The sequence below is a fragment of the Zobellia sp. 1_MG-2023 genome (genome assembly GCF_030549125.1).
Classification (GTDB): domain Bacteria; phylum Bacteroidota; class Bacteroidia; order Flavobacteriales; family Flavobacteriaceae; genus Zobellia; species Zobellia russellii.
Genome location: NZ_JAUOSY010000001.1, coordinates 379690 through 401669 on the forward strand (window position 1 = coordinate 379690; position 21980 = coordinate 401669).

Here is a 21980-nt window from a genome sequence, read left to right on the forward strand (position 1 = left end):
CTAATGAAAATTGTCTCAATCAATAAATTTTCATAACGTAAAAACCTTTGAAAGATACATATAATCTATTTATAAAATAAGATATTTCCTTCAATTAACGTGGTCTGTGGAATTTCCCGCAGTTTTATATCCTTCTAAAAATCAAAACAAAATACCCTCTTACTAATTCTTACTTTAATTGCTGGACAACAAAATTACCTATGGCTTTTCCTTGTTGTACACCAAGCTCAATTGCAGGCCTATAATGAATTCCACCATACAATCGGCTTATTGCTGCCTCTTCTGCTGCTTGCCAAAATGATTGAAAACTTCTTGGCGGAAGACCGTATGGCACTTCTGTAGCATCTACAAAAGCATAATCCTCACCAAACAACTGTGTAAGCGCAGTTGCCGCTGCACTAGATGCCACACTATGACCCGAAGTATGTTCAGGAAAAGCTGGTGTCTGTAAAATAGGTTCCCAATCTTGATCTATATAATTATTGATATAAGTTTCCGGCCTAGTTAAACTGCTCTTGTACTTTTGATCCCAACAACTTATAAAAGCATCCGCAATGGTCACCCCAACTAAAGACATGGTTTCTGCAGACTCAACCACACCTGCCTTTTGCTCTTCTAAAACTTGGGCGGCAATATGCATCCAATGCCCACCAGGTGATATTTGTTGCTGAAAATACATTACGTGTCCCTTGGTATGCGATATATTTGGATTACAATCCCAAAACTTGGCAACCTCTAGTTGCTTGTCATCTAGTTGATTGACCGTACTATATACTTCCATGGCCTCTTTATAAAATTTAGAGTCCTTTTCTACATCAAAGGACGTGGGCAACCCTGGATCAAACTGACCAGCAGATTGCAAAACAAAGGGCCTTATGGTATTCCAATGTGGCTCTATAGCCTCCATATAATCGGGCGGAGTAGGTCGCCATCGGCCAGCATCCTCACTTACAGAGTATCTAGGGAGCGCCGTGCGACGCAAGTATCCATCTTTTGCAGCCCAAGCCAATATTTCCGCTGCCAATTGTTCCCCAAAAGACACCGAGTTTTCATAGACCTCTTCATCAATACCAATTTCTCTAACCTCCTTGAGCAACTCACTTTTAATCGCCTCTACCTTGTCCAAATCAAACACTAAAGATTTACCTACGTTTAAAAATGAAACCGCAGACACCAAAGGATAATAATACTGCTTACTTGACTCAGGCTCAGATAATTTTTCCAAATCATTAAGCTTAGATGCCAAAGACTTTTTTGAAGGTTCCATAAACCGAATTCCTTCATATGCGGCAACATTGGAATATGCGTATATTCTACTTGCTACTGGGGGTGTAAAAATATCGGCAACTATAACATCAGTAAGCTGGCGGTTATATTTTGACAACCCTCCTTCAAAATAAGTATCCAAATCTTCTTGATTGTGCTTGGTACCACATGACACCAGCAACACAATACATATTATGATACTACTACTTAATTTCTTCATCTAAATACACCGTTTTTGTATTTCCGTTTGAATCTATAACTTTTATTTCCTGAATGTTTTCATTTACGGGCATACTTCTACTGTTCTGCGATAAATACCCTGAACCAAAATAAAACTCTTTCTTATATTTCTTACCGTTCTTTAGCCTTATTTCCGCAAACGCAACATTGTCTTCTATTCTTACCCATTTTCTATTAGGAACGTCATTAACTTCGAAAACTTTTAACCTTGCATCGTTATTAGCTGCCAATATATTCTGAACCCCATCACCTCTTTGAATTGAAACCAAGCCGCTTCCATCCAAGTCGTTTAAAAATCCGCTTTCTTGTACAGAGACATTTTCAAAAGTACCTTGACCATTTCCTTTTAACAATGCACCTATAAAGGCGTCATACCTACCTGTAGCGGCTTCCGTAGCATACGAATTACCAGTCATGAGTACATCCAAATTTCCATCTCCGTCAAAATCATCAACAGCAATCCCCTCAACAGGTGCCGTTTGCACCTCCAATGGAAGTTGGCTCAAACTAAATCTGCCATCTCCCATATTCTCAAGATAACTGCTGGCGAAAGTATGACTCTTTACTACGTAAGACTCTTCTAACTCTTCGGGCAGAAATGATTTCTCAAAACTAGTTTCCGCATATGACCTATAGGTCTTAAACCTACTTCTCATAGCGTTGACTTGACCAATAATCTCATCACGCGAGTGGGCCAAATGATTTTCACCATCAATATAGTAGCACATTATAGGGTCTATACGGCCATCCTTATCATAATCATTAGCATAAATACAAAGAGGTTCCTCGGAAGAAACCTTATATTTACTATTGAGCCCTAAATTGCCCAAAATATAATCCGTATCTCCGTCTTGATCAAAATCGCCACCGTTGATGCTATTCCACCAGCCTTCGGTTTTTGCCAATCCGGCTGATTCTTTTTGCATGGCCAATTTGCCCTTTTCATTATGAAAAATAGTGATAGGCATAAATTCACCAACCACTAAAAGATCCGCCCAGCCATCATTATCATAATCTGTCCATATACCAGATGTAACCATGGTGAGTTCTTCCCAGCCAACTACCTCATTGCCAACATCTACAAACTTAAAACCCCCGTCTTCCGATGACTGGTTTTCAAGCAAATAACTACGCGATGGCATTGGGTATTTGCCAGGGTCCAATCTGCCTCCAACGAACAAATCCAAATCCCCATCCTTATCAAAATCACTTGCAACAACACATGAACCACTTGCATTAATTTTAGGCAGTGCATCAGAGAGCACAAAGCCTCCTTTACCATCGTTCATATAAAGCCTATCTTGATATACCTCGTAACCCATTTCTGCACTTACACCCCCACTTACTAGATATAGATCTTTGTAACCATCCCCATTAGCATCAAATAACAAAACACCCATATCTTCAAGGTTGGCATCAAAACCCTCTTTGGACACGAAATCTCCATCGTTATTTTGCAAAAACAGCTCTCCCGGTTGACCTTTTGCCCCACCTACATAAAAGTCCTCTAAACCATCTCCATTAACATCTGCAACAGCAATGCCCGGTCCGTTTCGTGAGTGCATGTGCGGTAAAATTGGCTGTAATTTAAAATCAACAAAATCATCTTCATGATGCGTAAAGTCAATACTCAGACTATCCGTTACATCAGAGAACAATTGCTTTTCAACTTTCTTTTTTAGGGGACTATCTTTAGAAGCCTTAGACTGCCATAACGTTAAAAGCGTATCAACAACCTGATTATTCACAACCTGATACGTACCATTAGGCCACCATACTTCAACACTGCTTATTTTTTTAGCTTTTCCCAGTCCAAAATGTACGGTAGGGTCTACACTAGATTCATACCCCCTACTTAAGTAATGTTGGTAATACTGTTCCGAATCTTCTGTTGTTACTTTTAGTTTTGCGCCTATTCCTTGAAGATTGCCTTGATGACCCTCCAGTTTAACACGTAAATAATGATTTATCTCTTTAGAGTTACCCTCATTTTCATACACGAAAGCTGGTTGATCCATATTATTTACCAATAGGTCAAGATCACCATCATTATCCAAATCAGCATAAGCTGCACCATGGGAACAACTGGCCTTATCTATGCCCCAAGCAGCGGATACCTTTTCAAACGTCATATCCCCATTATTCCGGTAAGCATAGTTTGGTAAATCTGCCATAGGCAGTTCACTAATTGACTTTAATTTTAAGTCTATTTTTGCGTCCACATCACCTAAAGGTGTATCGTATGCTTTTTGATAATGGATATAATCCAAGTCTCCCAAATCTCTTAAAAAACCGTTAGTAACATATAAGTCTTTACGACCATCATTGTCGTAATCGGCCAAAAGTGGGCTCCAGCTCCAATCTGTGCTACTAATTCCCGCCATAAAACCAATTTCACTAAACCTATCCATACCTTGATTTAACTGAAGGGTATTACGACTATATTGGGCATTGTAACCTGCATTCAGCATAATTTGAAACCGATCGTAACCCGTTGAGGAAATAATCATTTTTTGCCTTAAATTATCTTCGGGACGCATATCCAGCACCATAATATCGGGTTCACCATTGTTATCTACATCTGCTACATCATTACCCATTCCGGCATAAGAAGTATGCTTGATCTGTTCGGTAATTGCATCTCTGAACGTACCGTCTTTCTGATTGATATAGAGAATATCATTCCCAATAAAATCATTGGAGATATAAATATCCGGCCAGTCGTCTCCATTTATATCAGAAACCCCAACGCCAAGTCCATACCCTTCAACTAAAATTCCGGCGTTTGCAGAAACATCTTCAAACTTGCCATTACCCAAATTCCTATACAAACGGTCATTACTTACGGATTGACCATCAAGCTCTCGCGGTTTACTCACATTTACATTATATTCATAAGCTGCGGGATTTACCAGCAAGTACATGTCCAAATCATTGTCTCTATCATAGTCAAAAAAAGCGGCATGCATGCTTTGACGCGTATCAGCTAGGCCGTATTCCTCTGCCTTTTCGGTAAACGTCATATCGCCATTATTAATGAAAAGCATATTGGCCCTTTCCGATACCGTAGCACTTCCGGAAACACAGACATAGATATCTAAAAATCCATCTTGATTAATATCAACCATACTCACTCCTGTACCCCAACGCGTGTTAAGTAGCCCTGCTTTTTCCGTAATATCCTCAAATTGCATGTTTCCTTTATTTAGGTATAACCTACCAGAAACCATATTACCGCTAAAATAAACATCGGTAAGGCCATCATTATCTATATCGCCCACTGCCACACCGGCACCGGTATATACATTCATAAATTCAAACACATTTATACTGTCATTTTCAGCAATCGTATTCTGAAAATCTATTCCCGTTTGAGAGACATCCAGCAAACGAAAACGATGCGATTTGTTCTCACCACAACTTATAAAAAGAAGAATGAGACCTAACGTCAACAAACTGGGTTTCAAATTCTTCATAGGTCGTTTAAAATTTCGGTTTCAGTACCGTCCAAACTTTTAATCTTAACTGAAACTGCTGAATTGGGAATACTCAAAATGCGACTTCCACTAGAAAGGTAACCTTCTCCATAGTGAAATTCAATTTTTTGTTTTTGACCATTCTCAAAGGTCAATAAAACTGAAGTTTCTCCCGGCCTTGGCTGATATACTTTATTTTTTACAGGTCTATAAAAGCTTTTTAAACTATCATTATTTACTCCGGCTACAATTATTTCTTTACCAGGAGCAGCTAGACCAACCAAGCTTTTTCCATCTCCATCAACCAAAAAACCACTTTGTGACACATTGGCTTTGCTAAAACCTCCTTTGCCATTACCCATCAACAACCAACCAATTGAAGCATCATACCTGCCCGAGAATACCTCGCCACTGTAAAAATTACCAACAGCAAGTATATCAAGATTTTGGTCATTATTGTAATCTCCAACCCTTACCCCGTACATAGGTGCAATTTGAGCTATCCTCGGTAATTGCAAAAGCTTGAACTTTCCGTTACCTAAATTCTCTAGATAAGAGTTGGCAAATGTTTCGCTTCGTACCACATGGGCATTTTCTATTTCCTCCTCTAAAAAAGATTCTTCAAAAGTAGCATTGGCATAGTCCGTAAAGGTTCTAAAACGCGAACGCATGGCATTGATCTGACTAATTAAATCGTTTCTGGAGTGTGCCACGTAATTCTTTCCATCAACAAAATGACACATAACGGGATCTATTTGTCCGTTCTTATCATAATCACTTGCGTAGATACACAAAGGTTCCTTAGAACTAGCTCTGAACTTGCTATTAAGACCAAGGTTGCCCAATATATAATCTGTATCTCCATCATTATCAAAATCACCCGAAGTTATACTGTTCCACCAACCATTGGTATGCGCAAGACCCGTTTCTTCTGTTACCTCAGACAATATCCCTTTGTTGTTCTGAAAAAAGCGTAGGGCCATAAATTCTCCTACTACAATTAAATCTTCCCAATCATCATTATTAAAATCTGTCCACAGGGCCGAAGTTACCATGCCCAAATCCTTGAGTACCGAACTGACAGACTGCGAATCCTTACTGAATTTTATACTACTGGCATTACTACTATTTTTTAAGAGGAAGCTTTCAGGAGCTAACGGATATTCTCCCGGCCTTACCCTACCCCCAACAAAAAGGTCCAAATCTCCATCTTTATCATAATCGGACGCGGTAACAACAGATCCACTGACAGGCATATTTGGTAATGATTTATATAACTTAAAATTGCCTTGCCCATCATTCTCATAGAACCGGTCTTGATACCTCTTGTCTCCTATAGGAAAAGAGGAGCCCCCACTCACCACATATAAGTCTTGATCACCATCATTGTCAGCATCAAAAAACAGAGCACCCATATCCTCATTATCTGTTTCACCAAACTCCTTCGTATCAAAAGAACCGTCTTGCCTTTGAAGCATTAATGCTCCTGCTTGACCCGTAGCACCACCCACGTACATATCTTCTAGTCCATCACCATTAACATCACCCACGGCAAGTCCAGGCCCGTTTTTTGAATGCATGTGGGGTAAAAGTGCCTGAACCTTAAAATCTACAAATTCGTTCTCTACATGTAACCGATCAAGACCTATACTATCTACTGATTGAAACAATGTTTTAGGTGTTGAAATTTTTGAAATATGCTTTGCTTCATTTGCATTTTCATAGACCAATACCAACTCTTGATTGGTAGTTATACCTTCAAGCTTTTGAACTTTACCATTAGGCCAAACTACTTTTACACTATCTAATACCTTAGACTGCCCAACCCCAAAATGTAAAGCCTGTTCTACGGTAGACAAATAACCGCGATAAGGAGTAAAGTATTTTTTCTGTACACTATCTGCATAAAAAATTTCGACTTGACTTCCCAAGGCTTGTTGGTTCTTTTGAGCTCCTTTAAACTTAAATCTAATGTATCTGTTTTCTTCTGATGAAATAGTGTTTTCATACAAACCTGCCGGATCATCAATATTGTTCATGACCAAGTCCAAATCACCATCGTTATCAAAATCCGCATAGGCCATTCCATTGGAATATGTGGCTTTATCAAAACCAACTTTTAGTGATGTATCTTTAAAAGTTAGGTCTCCTAGGTTCTTAAAAAAGTAATTATTCTCCTTTATACCTGGCAACTTATTGAGCTCCTCAATACGTTTTTTACGATTGGCCTCTTCCGTACCCATAGTAAGCACTCTATCTCCGTAGACCATAAAATCAAGATTAGTGATATCTTGACGGTATCCGTTAGTAATACATAGGTCATTAAGTCCATCCTGATCAAAATCTGCGAACAAAGCGCTCCAACTCCATTCCGTAGCATCTATTCCTGCCAATTGCCCTACTTCACTAAAAGAACCATTACCGTTATTCAGTTGCAAAGTATTTCTAATATACTGTGGTTGATAGCCGTAAACTTGTCTGGTCCTAAATTGATCGTAATTATTACCCATCATAGTAAGTTTCCATCGTTTGTTATCCGGCGGAAGCATATCTAACACTACAACATCCATATTACCATCATTATCAATATCGGCAATATCATTACCCATACCATTAAATGTAAGATGTTTAAAATAGGTAGCTATTTCATTTTTAAACGTTCCATCTTTTTGATTAACGTATAGCAAATCATCCGTTAGAAAGTCATTGGAGACATATATATCTGGCCAACCGTCTGAATTAATATCGCACGCCTCCACACCTAAACCATACCCTTCTATGGAAATTCCGGAATCTAACGAAACATCGGTAAAAACAGGATTACCGGGAAGTACTTCCCCACTATCATTCCTGTAAAGTTTATCCACGGAGGGCACTTTATCCGCATTATCCTTAGGTTTTGCCGTGTTCCTATTGAAATCTACAAGTGCATTGTTCAAAAGATACATATCCAGATCACCGTCACCGTCATAATCAAAAAAGACCGACTGTACAGAATAGCTGGCATCTGCCAACCCCCATTTCTCTGCTTCTTGGGTAAAAGATAACTTCCCATCTTTTACACCATTGTTTACAAATAGCAAATTGGTCTTATCCGCGTCTTTAGCTCCTCTTAGACCTGCCCTACAAACATAGATATCAGGATAGCCGTCTTGGTTGATATCAACTATTGCTACCCCATTTGACCAGTGTGTAGAACCTACATTGGCCGTTTCTGTAATATCCTCAAACATAAAATCCCCTAGATTACGATACAGACGGTTACTTACCATATTTCCCGTAAAATAGATATCCTGTAGACCATCTAAATCAAAGTCGGCTACGGCAACACCAGCCCCGTTATACATGTATTCAAAATCAAGTATGGTAAGGGAATCCGTTAATGTCAAGGCATTCTGAAAACCAAGTCCCGATACGGAAGGGTCTATTTCCCGAAAAAGCGTTCGGTTCTTTTGAGTACATGATACAAACAGCAATACCACGCACGAAAAGAGAATACAATAGAACCGTCCTATTTTATACGTAGTGAACATGAGAAAAATTAAAAACGTCTATGAAAAGAAAGGAATCCAATCTAGAGAGTATTCAAAATTGGATTCCTTTTCAGTAAAATTACTATACTTTTTAGGGAAACCCCAAAAAGAAAACTTTTAATATCCTGGGTTCTGAATCAACAAGCCCTTAGACCTGTCAATCTCCGTAAGTGGAAAAGGAAATACATTGTACTTATCATCCCAAGCTGCTCCAAAAACCTCAGCACCAATTCCCCATCTGGTAATATCAAAATACCTGTGAGGCTCCAATGCAAGTTCTACTCTTCTTTCCTGCATTAACGCATCCATTGGATCTTGTGAACGATCAACAGGACCTAAACCTGCTCTTTCACGAATATCATCTATCTCGTCAAATGCAATTCCAACATCACCGCCTCCTCTGATTAAAGCTTCGGCGTAAAGTAATTTGGCTTCTGCAAACCTGAACCAACGTTCATTGTTAAAATCTACTTGTCCGTTAGCAGAAGAATTGCCCACTACAGCATTTAAAGTTCCTCTATATTTTTTTAGTGTATATCCTGTTGAAGACCAAGCTGGATCGTAATCCAATTCATAACGTGTTCCATCAAAAGAGTAATACATATCTCCCTCTTGGTAAACTGTAACACCTAATCTTTCATCTCCAGCTTCATAGGCGTCAACTAAATCCTGAGTTGGCACCCACTGACCTTGCTTTCCACCTGGAGCACCTCCGGCCGCATCCCAGTAATTTCCGCGTGCAGTTCCTTGAGAAGCTTTAAAATCTTCTGAATGCGTATCATCAAAAACCCAAAGGTTATCATCCGAAAACGGTCCACCATACTGAATCTCAAAAATAGACTCTGAATTATTTTCATTGGTATAAGCAAACAATTGCTCATAATCCGGAACCAAAACATATGGTCCTGAATTTACAACTTCTTCCAAAGCAGTAATTGCAGTAGGCCAATCTTCTTTCCAAACATTCACTTTTCCTATATAGGCTTTAGCAGTCCATAAGGTTACCCTACCAGTATTGGAACCGTCCCACTCCGCAGGAAGGCCAGCTTCAGCTTCAGCTAAATCAGCCAATATTGCAGCATACAATTCTTCTTGAGTTGCATTTGGCCTAGCCTGATCATTAATACCAGTTCTAATTTCTAGAGCCAAAGGAGGCGTACCAAACATTTTCATAGCCTGAAAATGAAACCAAGCCCTTAAAAATTTGGCTTCTGCATTAATTATGGTTTTATCCTCTTCCGTTAAGTCATTCTCACCATCTAAGTTTTCAATAACTATGTTAGCTCTGTATATGCCTTCATAGATTTGAGTATACACAGCTCCAAATGGCACATCATTAGAACGAAGTAAGAGGTTATCTATATCCCTAGAAGATGTTCCGTTAACCTCATCTGCGGCCACATCATCCGTTATAGCCAAAGAAATCTTCCAAAATTCCCCTCGTTCACCTAAAGTTTCTGTACTTGTACCCCAAAAATCTTGAATAGATGAGTATGAGGCAAAAACAGCTCCATCAAAATCCGTTCTAGTTTTATAGAACTGATTTGTGGTGACACGATCCAGCGGCTCGAGGTCTAGTTGATCACCACAGGAGAAAGCTCCCAATAGCGATACAAACGCGAAAAATACAATTATTTTTTTCATAATATTTTTAGTTTTTTAGGCTTAATTGAACGTTACGGATAGTCCTAATTGAAAGATTCTAGGCAAAGGTGATGCTCCACCATCTTGACCTGTTGCCAATGTGAACTCACCTTTTTGGAAACTTTGGGTTCTCCCTACCTCTGGGTCATAGCCAGAATACTTCGTAAACGTTGCCAAGTTCTGTGCACCAACATATATTCTAAAATTTGAAATCATATCATTGGTCCAAGAAGTTAAGAGGTCTTGAGGAAGGTTGTACCCTATTTGAGCGTTCTGGATTCTCAAGTATCCCGCATCTTCTATCCAACGATCAGAGTATCTATTGTTCCCATTAGGGTCGTTCAATGTTAATCTTGGATTAGAACTGGAAGTAGCCGTTCCCTCTCCTGTCCAACGATCTAAGACCTGCGTACTAAAGTTGTTTCCAGAACTTAGATCTTCTAATGCGATCCTTGCTGAATTATATACCTGTTTGTTACCAACACCTCTAAAGTTAATTGAAAAATCAAATCCTTTATAAGCTGCATTAAAGTTTGCACCATAATAAAACCCTGGAAAAGGACTTCCCAATTCAGTTCTATCTTCTGCGTTCACTATTCCATCTCCATTTACATCTACAAAACGAATGTCCCCAGGTGATGGTGTGCCATTTGCATCTGGAACAGCAGCAGCCACTTCAGCATCATTTTGATAAAGACCATCTGTCTTATAGCCGTAAAAATGACCAAGACTTGCACCTTCTATAGTCCGGTGCGTGCTAGCCCCACCAATTCCAGTAACTATTTGGGTAACTTCTCCTAAATCTGTGACCTCATTTTTATTGGTCGTAAAATTACCTCCAATGGAGTAGGTGAAATCACCTATTTCTCCAGCATAATTCATTGAAAACTCAATACCTGAGTTTTTTATTGAACCAATGTTTGCATCCGGAGCTAAGAAAAATCCGGATACATAAGGTAATGGCAAGCCAATGAGAACTCCATCATTCTCTTTGTTGTAATAATCTAAACTACCTGTTAGCTTATAATTAAATAAACTAAAATCAAGACCAATATCAAACTGAGTACTAGTTTCCCAGAATAAATCTTGGTTAGCAAAAAGAGTTGGCGCAGGAGCAACAACCGTTCCCTGATCATCGCCAATAACATACCTTATATTACTATCAACAGAACTTAGATATGGAAAATTGGTAGGTGAAGCCTGATTACCAGACTGCCCCCAACCTGCACGGATTTTTAAATCATCAAAAGCTCCTTCCTTAGGAAAGAAAGACTCATCTGAAATTCTCCAACCCAAGGATACAGAAGGAAATACATCTGTTCTATTATCTGGAGAAAATCTTGAAGTGGCATCACGACGAACATTAAAGGTTGCCAAATACTTTCCTTTATAATTATAGGTAAGTCTACCTAACCACCCTTGCAAAGTCCAAAGATCCGCTTCATTGGCCGCCCCTACAGTTCCTACTGCACCCGTTGAAGCAAAGTTTTCGTTAAACAAACTCCTACCTTGAACCCTAAGCTTATCAAATCTAAACTTTGTTTGTTCAAAACCGAACAATGCCCCTAGGTTATGATCACCAAAAGACTTGTCATATTGTAAAGTTGCCGATGATGTTAACGTTAATTCAATAGGTCTGGACGAAACCAAAAGTGAAGATCCTGTTGAATTATTAAGAACAGCGTCCGAAGTAAAGTAATCTCCAACACCTACATTATAATCAATACCTAAGGAAGGCCTGAATTTCAAACCTTCTAAAATTTGCAACTCTCCATAGAAACTAGCTAATACCTTACGTGTTTGTAACGTTGTTCTAGTATATCTATCATCAGTATTAAAAAGATAGTTACTAGCAGTTATTCCGTTACCTCTAGTTTCAGGGGTAGAGTCATTATACCCAAAAGCTCCATCACCAAAAGGCTGGTAATACGGCGCATTCAATGACGAACGGAAACCGGCGTAAATACCTTGCTCGCTCTGTACCTGTCTATCTGTTTGACTTAATAGAATAGACTCTCCAAATTTCAAATACTTACCGACATTGATTTCTGAATTGGCTTTTAAGGAATATCTCTTGAAACCTTGACCCAACTCTATACCGTCTTGATCTAACAATCCACCTGAAATAAAATATTTGGCTTTTTCATTTCCACCACTAACACTTACGTTATGATTTTGAATGAAGCCCGTTTTGAAAATTAAATCTTGCCAGTCAACATATGGACTTCCAGAAAACTCAGAAAGATCTCTTGCCAACTCCCCCTGGATGTCAATAAACTGCTCTACATCAAGAACATCTATTCTATCTCTCGTTGTAGCCGTTGAAACATACCCATTGTAAGTTACCCTAGCGTCGCCACTTTTTCCCCTCTTAGTTGTAACAATAATAACACCGTTTGCAGCTCTTGAACCATAAATTGCAGTTGAAGCCGCATCCTTTAGGACATCTATGGACTCAATATCATTTGCATTTAGACCAGCTAACGGGTTAGAATCAGTAGTAGAAGAAGTGTTTACCGTAATATTGGTCGTCTGCACAATAGGAATACCGTCAATAACCCAAAGAGGGTCAGTATTTCCAGCTGTTCCCACACCCCTAATCAACACACTGATAGGTGCTCCAGGATCTCCACTACGGTTTGTAATATTAACACCAGAGATTGTACCTGCCAAAGCTTGGTCAGGACTTGTAATTGGTTTGGAAACGATATCTGCAGAACTAATTGAGCCAACAGCCCCTGTCAAATCCGCTTTACGTTGCGTACCGTATCCAACAACAACAACCTCGCTAAGCGCTTGAGCGTCCTCAGACATAGTAACGTTAATTGTTGTCCGACCATCAATGGCCACTTCTTGTTTGGAATATCCCACATAGGAAAAAACCAAAGTAGAACTACCTTCTGGCACTTCTATAGAATAATTTCCATCAAAATCGGAAACACTCCCAACAGTAGTGCCTTTCACCAAGACATTTACGCCAGGCAAAACGCCTTGATCGTCAGAAGTAGTACCTGAAATTGTGGTTTGCGCGCATACAGATGCCACGCCAAAGAAAAATAAAGCCACGAGCACAAAAACATGTGATCGAACCCTATTTAACCTCTTAAAGTTCTGGTTCATAATGAGTAATTTAAGTTAGTAATTGAGTTAGTATTTTATAATTTGCCTAACCTAACATGTTGAGTAATGTTAAAAAAGACAGAAAGTGCTATTGCGCATATTACAACAGAAATGTAATTTAAAGTTGTTTTTGACCAAGTTACCCCCTTTTTTTTGAAAAAACCAAAATTTATAAGGAGACAACACCAAAATCATTAACAAAATTAACTAAATCTATGCTACTCTATGCTACTCTATGCTACAGGTCAAAAATAAGTATTTTTTTGATACAAAAAACAATTTTTCAACCTCAAGGATAAGAATTAACTAATTGAGAAGGAAAAAAGTGCGAATTTTTAAATTTGAGAAGTGTATTTTTCTATAATTCTCAGGATCTTCCAATCGTATTACAAGGAATTACGCTTGAACAGTTTTGAAGTAACTATAACCTGAGAAGTAACATTGTTTTTTACGTGCTGAGCCGCTAAAGTGGCCATATCCTTAAAATCTGTGGAGATGGTAGTGATGCCGTCAAAGACAATTTCTTTGATTATATGATCATTGTGGGACAACACACCAACATCGTCACCTACTGACAATCCCTTAGTATGACAATCTTTAAGTAATTCCCATAGAGACGCATCGTTTATGAAAAAATAGGTTGTTTCCTTTTCGACGGAACCTTCAACGTAATCCTCTACAACAACGCCATTCAACCCATAATCGGCAATAAATCTATGGAACGCGATTAGTATACCTCTTGGATAATCTCTATTTTCCGCATAGAAAAGAACTATTTTCTTGAACTTTTTAATTTCCGGAAGCAGTTCTACCAATTTATCAAAAGTAGTTCCTTCAAACTCTTGCGAAATATAAGAATACTCTTCTGGCATGGGCAAATACCGGTCAACAATCAATAATTTCTGAGGCTCAATAGTTTCAAGAAGTGGTCTAATGGCTTTATCGGGAATTGGAGCCACCACGTACATTCCATACTTCCCCCGAATATTATTAAAGATGGTTTCAAAAATAGAAACATTGTTATGATGAAAGAAGACATCTATCTGATAGCGGTTTCCTAACTCCTTTCTAAAAGTATTGTAAAAATCTTCCTGAAAACGCTGAAAGGAGAATAAAAGCAAGGCTATTCTAAGCGTTACTTTAGTTTCATCACTTATTATAAAATAACCTTTGAGCTTTTTGGACTCTACTAATCCTCTCTCTTTTAACTCTTCATATGCCTTAACGATGGTTTTTCTAGCGTAGCCAACATCAGATACCATTTTGTTTATGGAAGGTAACTTATCGCCAACAGAAATTTCACCCGAATCCAAAGCTTCGATAACGCCATGCACCAATTGCTCATGCTTGGTTAAACTATTTACTTCTTTTAGTCGATGGATTATCTGGAGTAAAGACATTAGATCCTATTAAAACAATTATGAATTTTGTAAGTATAATAATACAAATTTATTATAATAAACTTCTATATCGATCATTTTAAGACAACAAAAGCTAAATATTTTTCATGAAAGCAAACTTAACTTCATATTTATGCTAAATATATAAATCTCAAGAAGATTTTAATTGCCTAAGATAAACACAACAAGTTTAAAAAATACAGACCCTACCTAATTTTTCCATTTTAAAGTCTCCATAATTCCCCTAATATCATTTTGAAGATAAGCAGCCGCAGGGTATATGGAATCATAATTGGGCCTTGTATAAAAATATAGCGCACCGGTCATAAAATTCTTAGTGCTATCCGTTACATAAAACTGAGCTTGTGAAGCTGCATTTCCGCTAACCTCATAGAACATACCATATACGTTGTTCTTTTCATTAACGAAAGGCTGCTCTAAAATACCATCTGCTTTTACGGAATGTTCATAACTCAACTTTTGAGCGTCAGAAAGCAATTTTTCTACATTGTCATCCACCTTTTTGTAATTGATATAGATTTCACCCTTCATTTCCGGGTAATCTAAAACTAAAGAAGTCTCCGTATTACTTTTAATTTTTGCATTTGTGTTATAACTGAACATAAAATGCTCTGTTTGCAACTCTCCCTGCTGGGGAGCATCATACTCCAAACGCAACTGAGCTTTGGGCTTGGGCAAAACCTCCTCCTTACATCCAATGACCAATGCGAGCAACATTAAAAGAAATAAAGGATATCTATACATTCTGGGGCAACGTTATTTTTATTTGTTTTAACCTCTTTTTATCCGAGCTCTCTACTACAAATTGATATTCGTTAAACGAGATTACCTCTCCTCTCTTAGGAAAACTTCCGGCTATCTCAAGAACAAAACCGGCAATGGTCTCAGACTCTCCTTTTTGTTCCTCAAATTCGGTTTCATTCTCAATTTTGGCTACTCTATAAAAATCCTTTAAGGCAGTTTTACCATCAAAAACGAAATTAAAATCGTCCAATTTTGAAAACACAAGGTCTTCATCATCAAACTCATCACTTATATCGCCTACAATTTCTTCTATAATATCCTCTAGAGTTACAATTCCCGAAGTCCCCCCATATTCATCCACAACTACGGCCAAATGGTTCTTCTTCTCCTGAAACTCCAATAACAGATCATCTAGTTTTTTGTTTTCCGGAACAAAATAAGGTTCACGAATAAGCGTCATCCAATTAAAGGTTTTCCTATCTATATAAGGTAGTAGATCCTTAACGTAGAGCACACCAAGAACATTGTCCATATTCTCCGAAAAAACCGGAATCCTAGAATAGCCATGGGTCTTTATTTCGGACAGTATCTCTAAAAACTTCATATCCTCGCTAACCGCAAAAATATCTATTCTGGGCCGCATGACCTGCTTTGTGTCCGTATTCCCAAAGGTAACTATACCCTGTAATATCTTCTGTTCTTCCTTGGTAGTATCACCATCTGCCGTTAACTCCAAGGCCTGCGAGAGATGGTCTACACTTAAGTTAGATTTTTGTTTGCCCAATTTGTTATACATAAAAATTGTACCCGCTCTCATGGGCAGGCTAAGCGGACTGAACAAAAAGTCTAGAATATTTAGAGGATAAGACATTAAATGGGCAAATGCTATTCTGTTCCGGTTCGCGTAGACTTTAGGCAATATTTCTCCGAACATTAATATTAAAAAAGTAGCGACCACTACTTCCAAAAGAAACCGGACCCATTCTAATTCCACATTCGCAAAAAGTGAATTACCAATAGTACTGAAGAGCAATACAACACCAATATTAATGGCATTGTTTGCAATAAGAATAGTGGCCAAAAGCTTCTTGGGCCTATCCAAGAGTTTAACTATTATATTTCCACGAACACTTTTCTTTTCCGAAATCTCATTTACATCTGTAGGTGAAAGACCAAAAAAAGCAACCTCCGCACCAGAAATGAGGGCAGAAGACATTAACAGTACAACTAGAATTGTAATTTCAAATGCAAAAGCACCTGTAAAAGTGACAAAATAAGGTACTAAACTAAGGGGGTCAGGGTCCAACAGTCAGAAATTTAGTAATAAAAGGCGGTTAGTGAATATAACTGCGCACCACACCCTTGCTCTAGATATAAATCGGCATTAGGTGATTTTATAAAATTACAATGGTCTGTGTGCGCTTGCTTCATATTTTAATTGCATCTATAGAGGCTACTACTAAAAATACATCTTTTTTCTTAGAAAGGAAGGTCATCTTCCTGCTCTGGCCGAACTAAAGGCGCGGCCTTAGGACTACTTGCTGTATTTGAAACGGAGTTTTGCTGTGGTTGTTGCCCACCTCCTTGCTGATTTGACATACTCTCTTTCATAGTAGTAAGAAACGTAAAGTCCTGCACATGAACTTCGGTACTATAACGTGTGTTGCCGTCTTCTCCTTGCCATTGGCGGTTTTTTAAACGCCCCTCTACATAGACCTTATCTCCTTTACTTAAATACTTTTCACATATTTCAGCAGCTTTATTACGCACCACTACGTTGTGCCAATCCGTATTAGTAACACGTTCTCCCGTTTGCTTGTTCGTGTAGGTTTCGTTAGTAGCAATAGGAAAGCGGCCAATACATCCTCCACCTTCAAAATAATGCATTTTTACTTCATCGCCCAAATGGCCAATTAACATTACCTTATTTAATGTACCGCTCATAATCTACTTTTTTTTGCAAGTTTGAATCTACAAATATACTTGTTTTTTAACCTCCACTATCAAGTGTTACTGTTACGATTTTTATAAATTACGGATAAAGTTGAAGAAAATAAAAAAACACTAAGGTTCCTTTTAGTAATAGAGCTTACAATTTCTTTAAAAAGTCGGCTATTAATACTGGAACCGGGTATTTTTGTACCGCTGCCATTGAAATACCTTCCTTTAAATCACTTTTGACCTGTACAATCCAGAACGTTGTGTATAAATGTTGATGGGAAAGTTTGTGTATAATAGGGCTGGCATTGAACTTATCTATGGAAGCAATACTGATTTCATCGTCCAAACACTTTACATTTTCCAAAAACTCTGCATCTAAAAGCTCTTTTTTCGATTCAATAAGTGGAAATTGCCAAAGATTTTGCCAAATTCCCTTGCCTTTTCGCTGCTCTAGAATGGTCTTTTCATCTTGCGACATGAAAACAACATAGTTAAAATAACGGTTGCGAACCTTGGTCTTTTTAAGCTTTACTGGAAGTTGATCTACTTTGTTCTTTTGAAGTGCAACACAACTTTCATTTAAAGGACACACGATGCAATTGGGATTTTTAGGAGAGCACTGTATGGCACCAAACTCCATGATTCCTTGGTTATAATCACGAATATTACCCGTATCCATAACCTCTCTGGCCAACTTTTTGAAATATTTAACACCTTCCGTGCTATTGATTGGCAAATCAACACCAAAATACCGAGCTAACACCCTGTAAACATTACCATCTATCACCGGTTCGGGCCTATCAAAACATATAGACGAAATGGCACTTGCAGTATAATCTCCCACACCTTTTAAGGACAATAACTCCTTATAGGTATCAGGAAAATTACCACCATATTCATTAACTACCATCTTAGCCGTAGCATGCAGGTTTCTTGCCCTGGAATAGTATCCCAAACCCTGCCAAAGCTTTAAAACTTCTTCTTCCGAAGCATTGGCCAAGTCGTGAACTTTGGGGTAATTGCTAATGAACTTAAGGTAGTACGGAGTACCTTGAACCACCCGTGTTTGCTGCAACATGATCTCAGAAAGCCATATTTTATACGGATCACGGGTACCACGCCAAGGAAGGGTTCTTTTATTTTCTTCGTACCAAGTAAGGATTTTATCTGAAAAGGTCATTTTTACCGCTAGTTCATGCCAAAATTAACGGATTATAAACGGATATACATTACCCAGAACAGCCATAAATTGAAAAGTGATGGTGAACTACTTAAAATTAACCCTTTAGCACAAAAGATTAATTTTAATTTATATATTTGCATCCCAAAAAAATTATACTGAAAATTTAACACGAAAGATGACGAAAGCAGAAATTGTATCGAAAATCTCAGACAAGCTGGGAATTGAAAAAGGAGACGTACAGGCTACAGTTGAGAGTTTTATGGAAGAGGTGAAATCTTCTTTGGAAAGTGGTGATAATGTGTACCTTCGCGGTTTTGGTAGTTTTATTATTAAAACTAGAGCCGAAAAAACTGGAAGAAATATTAGCAAGAACACTACAATTAAAATACCGGCACACAATATTCCTGCATTTAAACCTGCAAAGGTTTTTGTAGAAGGTGTCAAAAGCAACGTACAAGTAAAATAAATATACTAACTTAAAGTAGAATTTTATGCCGAGTGGTAAGAAGAGAAAAAGACATAAGGTAGCTACCCACAAACGCAAGAAGCGTAGGAGAGCTAACAGACACAAGAAAAAATAGTTGCTAGGGGTTGAAATTTTCAACCCCTTCGCTTGTTTTTTCACCCCATACGTTCATTGACATAGAGATTGCAGAAAATCTCGGCGAATTCCAGTAATTCGTTTTAATAATTGTTTAATCTATTTGCCTACTTATTAATTAAGTACCGGCAAATACAAATACATTCAGGTGAATAGAGAATTAATCGTACGATCTAGTTCTGATGCCGTCGATTTTGCACTCCTAAAAGATGGAAAGCTCACTGAATTGCATAAAGAAGAAGACAACAACGATTTTTCCGTTGGTGATATTTTCTTGGCAAAGGTTCGTAAACCGGTTACCGGTCTAAACGCCGCCTTTGTAAACGTTGGTTATGAAAAAGATGCTTTTCTGCACTATCATGACCTTGGCCCACAACTGGCCACTATGCTTAAATTCATAAAAGGCGTGAGTACCAATAAAATTACGGATTACTCACTAGCCAACTTTCCATTTGAAAAAGACATTGACAAGAATGGCGTAATTACAGACGTCATCAAAGCCAACCAGTCATTATTGGTTCAAATCGTTAAAGAACCTATTTCTACCAAAGGACCTAGAATTAGCTCCGAACTTTCCATTGCGGGGCGTTATTTGGTAATGGTACCTTTTTCCGATCGTGTTTCCGTATCTCAAAAAATAGGAAGCAGTGAAGAAAAAGAAAGGTTAAAAATACTGGTAAGAAGTATTAAACCTAAAGGATTCGGCGTCATTATAAGAACAGTGGCCGAAGGCAAAAAAGTAGCGGAACTAGACAAAGACCTAGAAAATTTGTTGGCCAAATGGTCAACAATGTGTAAAAAATTGTACAAGGCCCACACGCCTTCAAAAGTATTGGTCGAGCTCAACAGGGCATCGTCTATCCTTAGGGATATTTTTAATGATTCCTTTACCGGAATTCATGTAGATGATGAAACCCTTCATGATCAGATCAAAGATTATGTGCTAGAAATTGCACCTGGAAAGGAATCTATAGTTAAACTGTATAATTCATCCGTTCCTATTTTTGAAAAATACGGAATTGAGCGACAGATAAAAACTTCTTTTGGCCGTACCGCCAGCATGAGCAAAGGTGCGTACCTTATTATTGAACATACCGAAGCACTTCACGTTGTAGACGTGAACAGCGGTAACCGTTCCAATAAGGCCAAAAATCAAGAAGATACCGCTTTAGAGGTAAACCTTCTGGCAGCTTCTGAAATAGCCAGACAATTGCGCTTGAGAGATATGGGAGGCATTATTGTTGTTGATTTTATTGACATGGTAAAAGCACCGCACAGGAAAAAACTTTTTGACCATCTTCGCGATGAAATGAAAGATGACCGCGCCAAGCACAAAATATTACCTCCTAGTAAGTTTGGACTTATACAGATTACAAGACAACGGGTACGGCCCGAAATGAACATCAAGACCACCGAGGAAAATCCGAATGGTAATGGGAAAGAAATAGAAGCCCCAATAGTCTTGATAGACAAAATTAGTGCCGACCTTGAAAAGTTGTTGAAAGGCCCTAAAAAAGATAACGGAATTACACTTAACATTCATCCGTTTATCGCGGCTTATATTACTAAAGGCTTTCCTTCCATGCGTTCTAAATGGTTCTTAGAACACAAAAAATGGATTAAAATTCAACCTAGGGATGCGTATACGTATCTTGAATACCGTTTTAAAGATAAAGACGGTAAAACCATATATTAAAAGTTTTTAAAGCGACCTTCGGCAACGATGGTCGCTTTTTTTATGCCTTATATTTAAATTCAAAGTTAGCTTCCTTACTACTTCAAATTGTATTTTTGTTTCTAGATACATTGGCAAAACCAGAATTTTTATATGCATGAACAACGCGCCTATTCCATTGAAGAAGCCAAAAGAAAACTAGAAGGGTATTGCACTTATCAAGACCGCTGCCACAAAGAGGTGATTACAAAACTCAAGCAAATGCGAATGATTCCTGAGGCCATAGATCAAATTATAGTTCACTTGATCAATGAGAACTTCTTGAACGAAGAACGTTTTGCCCAAAGTTTTGCCCGAGGTAAGTTCTCCATGAAAAAATGGGGCAGAAATCGTATTGTAAGTGAGCTGAAGCAACGCAATATCTCTAAATACAATATTACCACAGCACTAAAAGAAATAGACGACGAGGCCTATCTAAAAACGCTGGACAGCTTAGCCTTAAAAAGACTGGAGCAGATTACCGAACAAAATCCCTTAAAACGAAAGAAGAAATTAGCGGACTATCTTTTATATAGGGGATGGGAAAGCCATTTGGTCTACGAAAAACTAAAAGAGCTTGTTCCCTAAACTATATTCTTTTATAAAAAGTTGAAAACAGCCCCTATGTTAACCATGAATTGGTTGTGAAGCTTATCGGCAGGTTCCAAATCCTCAATTTTATATTTGGCAATAGGAAAACCTAATTCCGTATAAATTCCCAAACCGTCCGAGAAAAAGTAACGCGCACCCAAATGAAAACCAAAATTCTTAAGACCTAAATCCAATCCCGGATAAACATCTACCTCATCACTAAGTCCCACTATATTTCCTAAATGCGCACTAAAACGGGCCTTTGTATCAAAACGTTCCCAAGTACTGGCAGAAACACTCTCATCAATACCCAAAAGGTAGGTTGCCGTTGCACCAATAGATATATTCTCACCTAATCCAAAATCATAAGAAGTCATAATTCCTGTGCCGTGTCCCTGAAAATTGGCCCCAACCTGGAACTTTTGATCATCCCTACCCTCATAGGCCTGAGCCGATAGAAAAGTAGTTGTAAGAAGTAAGCAAACTGATAGAATGTAAAATTTCAT

14 protein-coding genes are annotated in these 21980 nt (G+C 38.2%); 3 read left to right on the top strand and 11 right to left on the bottom strand.

Features of this window, described 5'->3' with window-relative positions; all coding sequences use genetic code 11:
• Positions 1–169: 169 nt before the first annotated feature.
• From Q4597_RS01525 to mutY, 10 genes are all read right to left on the bottom strand, one after another.
• A complete protein-coding gene (locus Q4597_RS01525; RefSeq protein WP_303404497.1) occupies positions 170–1486 on the bottom strand; it encodes a vanadium-dependent haloperoxidase in 1317 nt (438 codons plus the stop codon).
• Positions 1470–4982: a VCBS repeat-containing protein gene (locus Q4597_RS01530; RefSeq protein ID WP_303404498.1), complete on the bottom strand. Its 3513-nt coding sequence runs from the start codon at positions 4980–4982 to the stop codon at positions 1470–1472. The genes Q4597_RS01525 and Q4597_RS01530 overlap by 17 nt, the downstream gene beginning before the upstream one ends.
• Positions 4979–8515: a VCBS repeat-containing protein gene (locus tag Q4597_RS01535; RefSeq protein WP_303404499.1), complete on the bottom strand. Its 3537-nt coding sequence runs from the start codon at positions 8513–8515 to the stop codon at positions 4979–4981. Before Q4597_RS01535 ends, Q4597_RS01530 begins: the two co-directional genes overlap by 4 nt.
• A 117-nt stretch (positions 8516–8632) precedes the next feature.
• Positions 8633–10159 carry a RagB/SusD family nutrient uptake outer membrane protein gene (locus Q4597_RS01540; protein WP_303404500.1) on the bottom strand — a complete coding sequence of 509 codons (1527 nt, stop codon included), beginning with the start codon at positions 10157–10159 and terminating at the stop codon, positions 8633–8635.
• Between the two features lie 21 nt (positions 10160–10180).
• The gene (locus Q4597_RS01545) at positions 10181–13279 is read right to left on the bottom strand and encodes a TonB-dependent receptor (RefSeq protein WP_303404501.1); all 3099 of its coding nucleotides are present in this window, start codon (positions 13277–13279) and stop codon (positions 10181–10183) included.
• 386 nt (positions 13280–13665) lie between these two features.
• Complete coding sequence (locus Q4597_RS01550) at positions 13666–14679, bottom strand: substrate-binding domain-containing protein (RefSeq protein ID WP_303404502.1); 1014 nt, start codon at positions 14677–14679, stop codon at positions 13666–13668.
• Between the two features lie 210 nt (positions 14680–14889).
• Positions 14890–15444, bottom strand: coding sequence for a gliding motility lipoprotein GldD (gene gldD, locus Q4597_RS01555; RefSeq protein WP_303404503.1), 555 nt, complete (start codon positions 15442–15444; stop codon positions 14890–14892).
• Entirely contained in the window at positions 15437–16750 is a 1314-nt protein-coding gene (locus Q4597_RS01560) for a gliding motility-associated protein GldE (protein ID WP_303404504.1), read from the bottom strand. The genes gldD and Q4597_RS01560 overlap by 8 nt, the downstream gene beginning before the upstream one ends.
• A gap of 173 nt (positions 16751–16923) precedes the next feature.
• Entirely contained in the window at positions 16924–17388 is a 465-nt protein-coding gene (locus Q4597_RS01565; RefSeq protein WP_303404505.1) for a single-stranded DNA-binding protein, read from the bottom strand.
• Positions 17389–17533: 145 nt separating this feature from the next.
• On the bottom strand, positions 17534–18565 hold the full coding sequence (mutY, locus tag Q4597_RS01570; RefSeq protein WP_303404506.1) for an A/G-specific adenine glycosylase: 1032 nt from the start codon (positions 18563–18565) through the stop codon (positions 17534–17536).
• 178 nt (positions 18566–18743) lie between these two features.
• Here mutY and Q4597_RS01575 point away from each other — a divergent pair, with 178 nt between their 5' ends.
• From Q4597_RS01575 to Q4597_RS01585, 3 genes are all read left to right on the top strand, one after another.
• Positions 18744–19034 carry an HU family DNA-binding protein gene (locus tag Q4597_RS01575; protein ID WP_038236075.1) on the top strand — a complete coding sequence of 97 codons (291 nt, stop codon included), beginning with the start codon at positions 18744–18746 and terminating at the stop codon, positions 19032–19034.
• A 283-nt stretch (positions 19035–19317) separates the two neighbouring features.
• On the top strand, positions 19318–20865 hold the full coding sequence (locus tag Q4597_RS01580; RefSeq protein ID WP_303404507.1) for a ribonuclease E/G: 1548 nt from the start codon (positions 19318–19320) through the stop codon (positions 20863–20865).
• Positions 20866–20997: 132 nt separating this feature from the next.
• A complete protein-coding gene (locus tag Q4597_RS01585) occupies positions 20998–21471 on the top strand; it encodes a regulatory protein RecX (RefSeq protein WP_303404508.1) in 474 nt (157 codons plus the stop codon).
• An 11-nt stretch (positions 21472–21482) separates the two neighbouring features.
• Here Q4597_RS01585 and Q4597_RS01590 read toward each other — a convergent pair whose 3' ends face one another.
• Positions 21483–21980: a DUF6646 family protein gene (locus Q4597_RS01590; protein WP_215437424.1), complete on the bottom strand. Its 498-nt coding sequence runs from the start codon at positions 21978–21980 to the stop codon at positions 21483–21485.

Excerpts from the sequence above, each read along its gene's own strand:
- Q4597_RS01525 (WP_303404497.1), bottom strand. The coding sequence starts at position 1,486 with ATGAAGAAATTAAGTAGTAGTATCATAATATGTATTGTGTTGCTGGTG.
- Q4597_RS01530 (WP_303404498.1), bottom strand. The coding sequence starts at position 4,982 with ATGAAGAATTTGAAACCCAGTTTGTTGACGTTAGGTCTCATTCTTCTT.
- Q4597_RS01535 (WP_303404499.1), bottom strand. The coding sequence starts at position 8,515 with ATGTTCACTACGTATAAAATAGGACGGTTCTATTGTATTCTCTTTTCG.
- Q4597_RS01540 (WP_303404500.1), bottom strand. The coding sequence starts at position 10,159 with ATGAAAAAAATAATTGTATTTTTCGCGTTTGTATCGCTATTGGGAGCT.
- Q4597_RS01545 (WP_303404501.1), bottom strand. The coding sequence starts at position 13,279 with ATGAACCAGAACTTTAAGAGGTTAAATAGGGTTCGATCACATGTTTTT.
- Q4597_RS01550 (WP_303404502.1), bottom strand. The coding sequence starts at position 14,679 with ATGTCTTTACTCCAGATAATCCATCGACTAAAAGAAGTAAATAGTTTA.
- gldD (WP_303404503.1), bottom strand. The coding sequence starts at position 15,444 with ATGTATAGATATCCTTTATTTCTTTTAATGTTGCTCGCATTGGTCATT.
- Q4597_RS01565 (WP_303404505.1), bottom strand. The coding sequence starts at position 17,388 with ATGAGCGGTACATTAAATAAGGTAATGTTAATTGGCCATTTGGGCGAT.
- mutY (WP_303404506.1), bottom strand. The coding sequence starts at position 18,565 with ATGACCTTTTCAGATAAAATCCTTACTTGGTACGAAGAAAATAAAAGA.
- Q4597_RS01575 (WP_038236075.1), top strand. The coding sequence starts at position 18,744 with ATGACGAAAGCAGAAATTGTATCGAAAATCTCAGACAAGCTGGGAATT.
- Q4597_RS01585 (WP_303404508.1), top strand. The coding sequence starts at position 20,998 with ATGCATGAACAACGCGCCTATTCCATTGAAGAAGCCAAAAGAAAACTA.
- Q4597_RS01590 (WP_215437424.1), bottom strand. The coding sequence starts at position 21,980 with ATGAAATTTTACATTCTATCAGTTTGCTTACTTCTTACAACTACTTTT.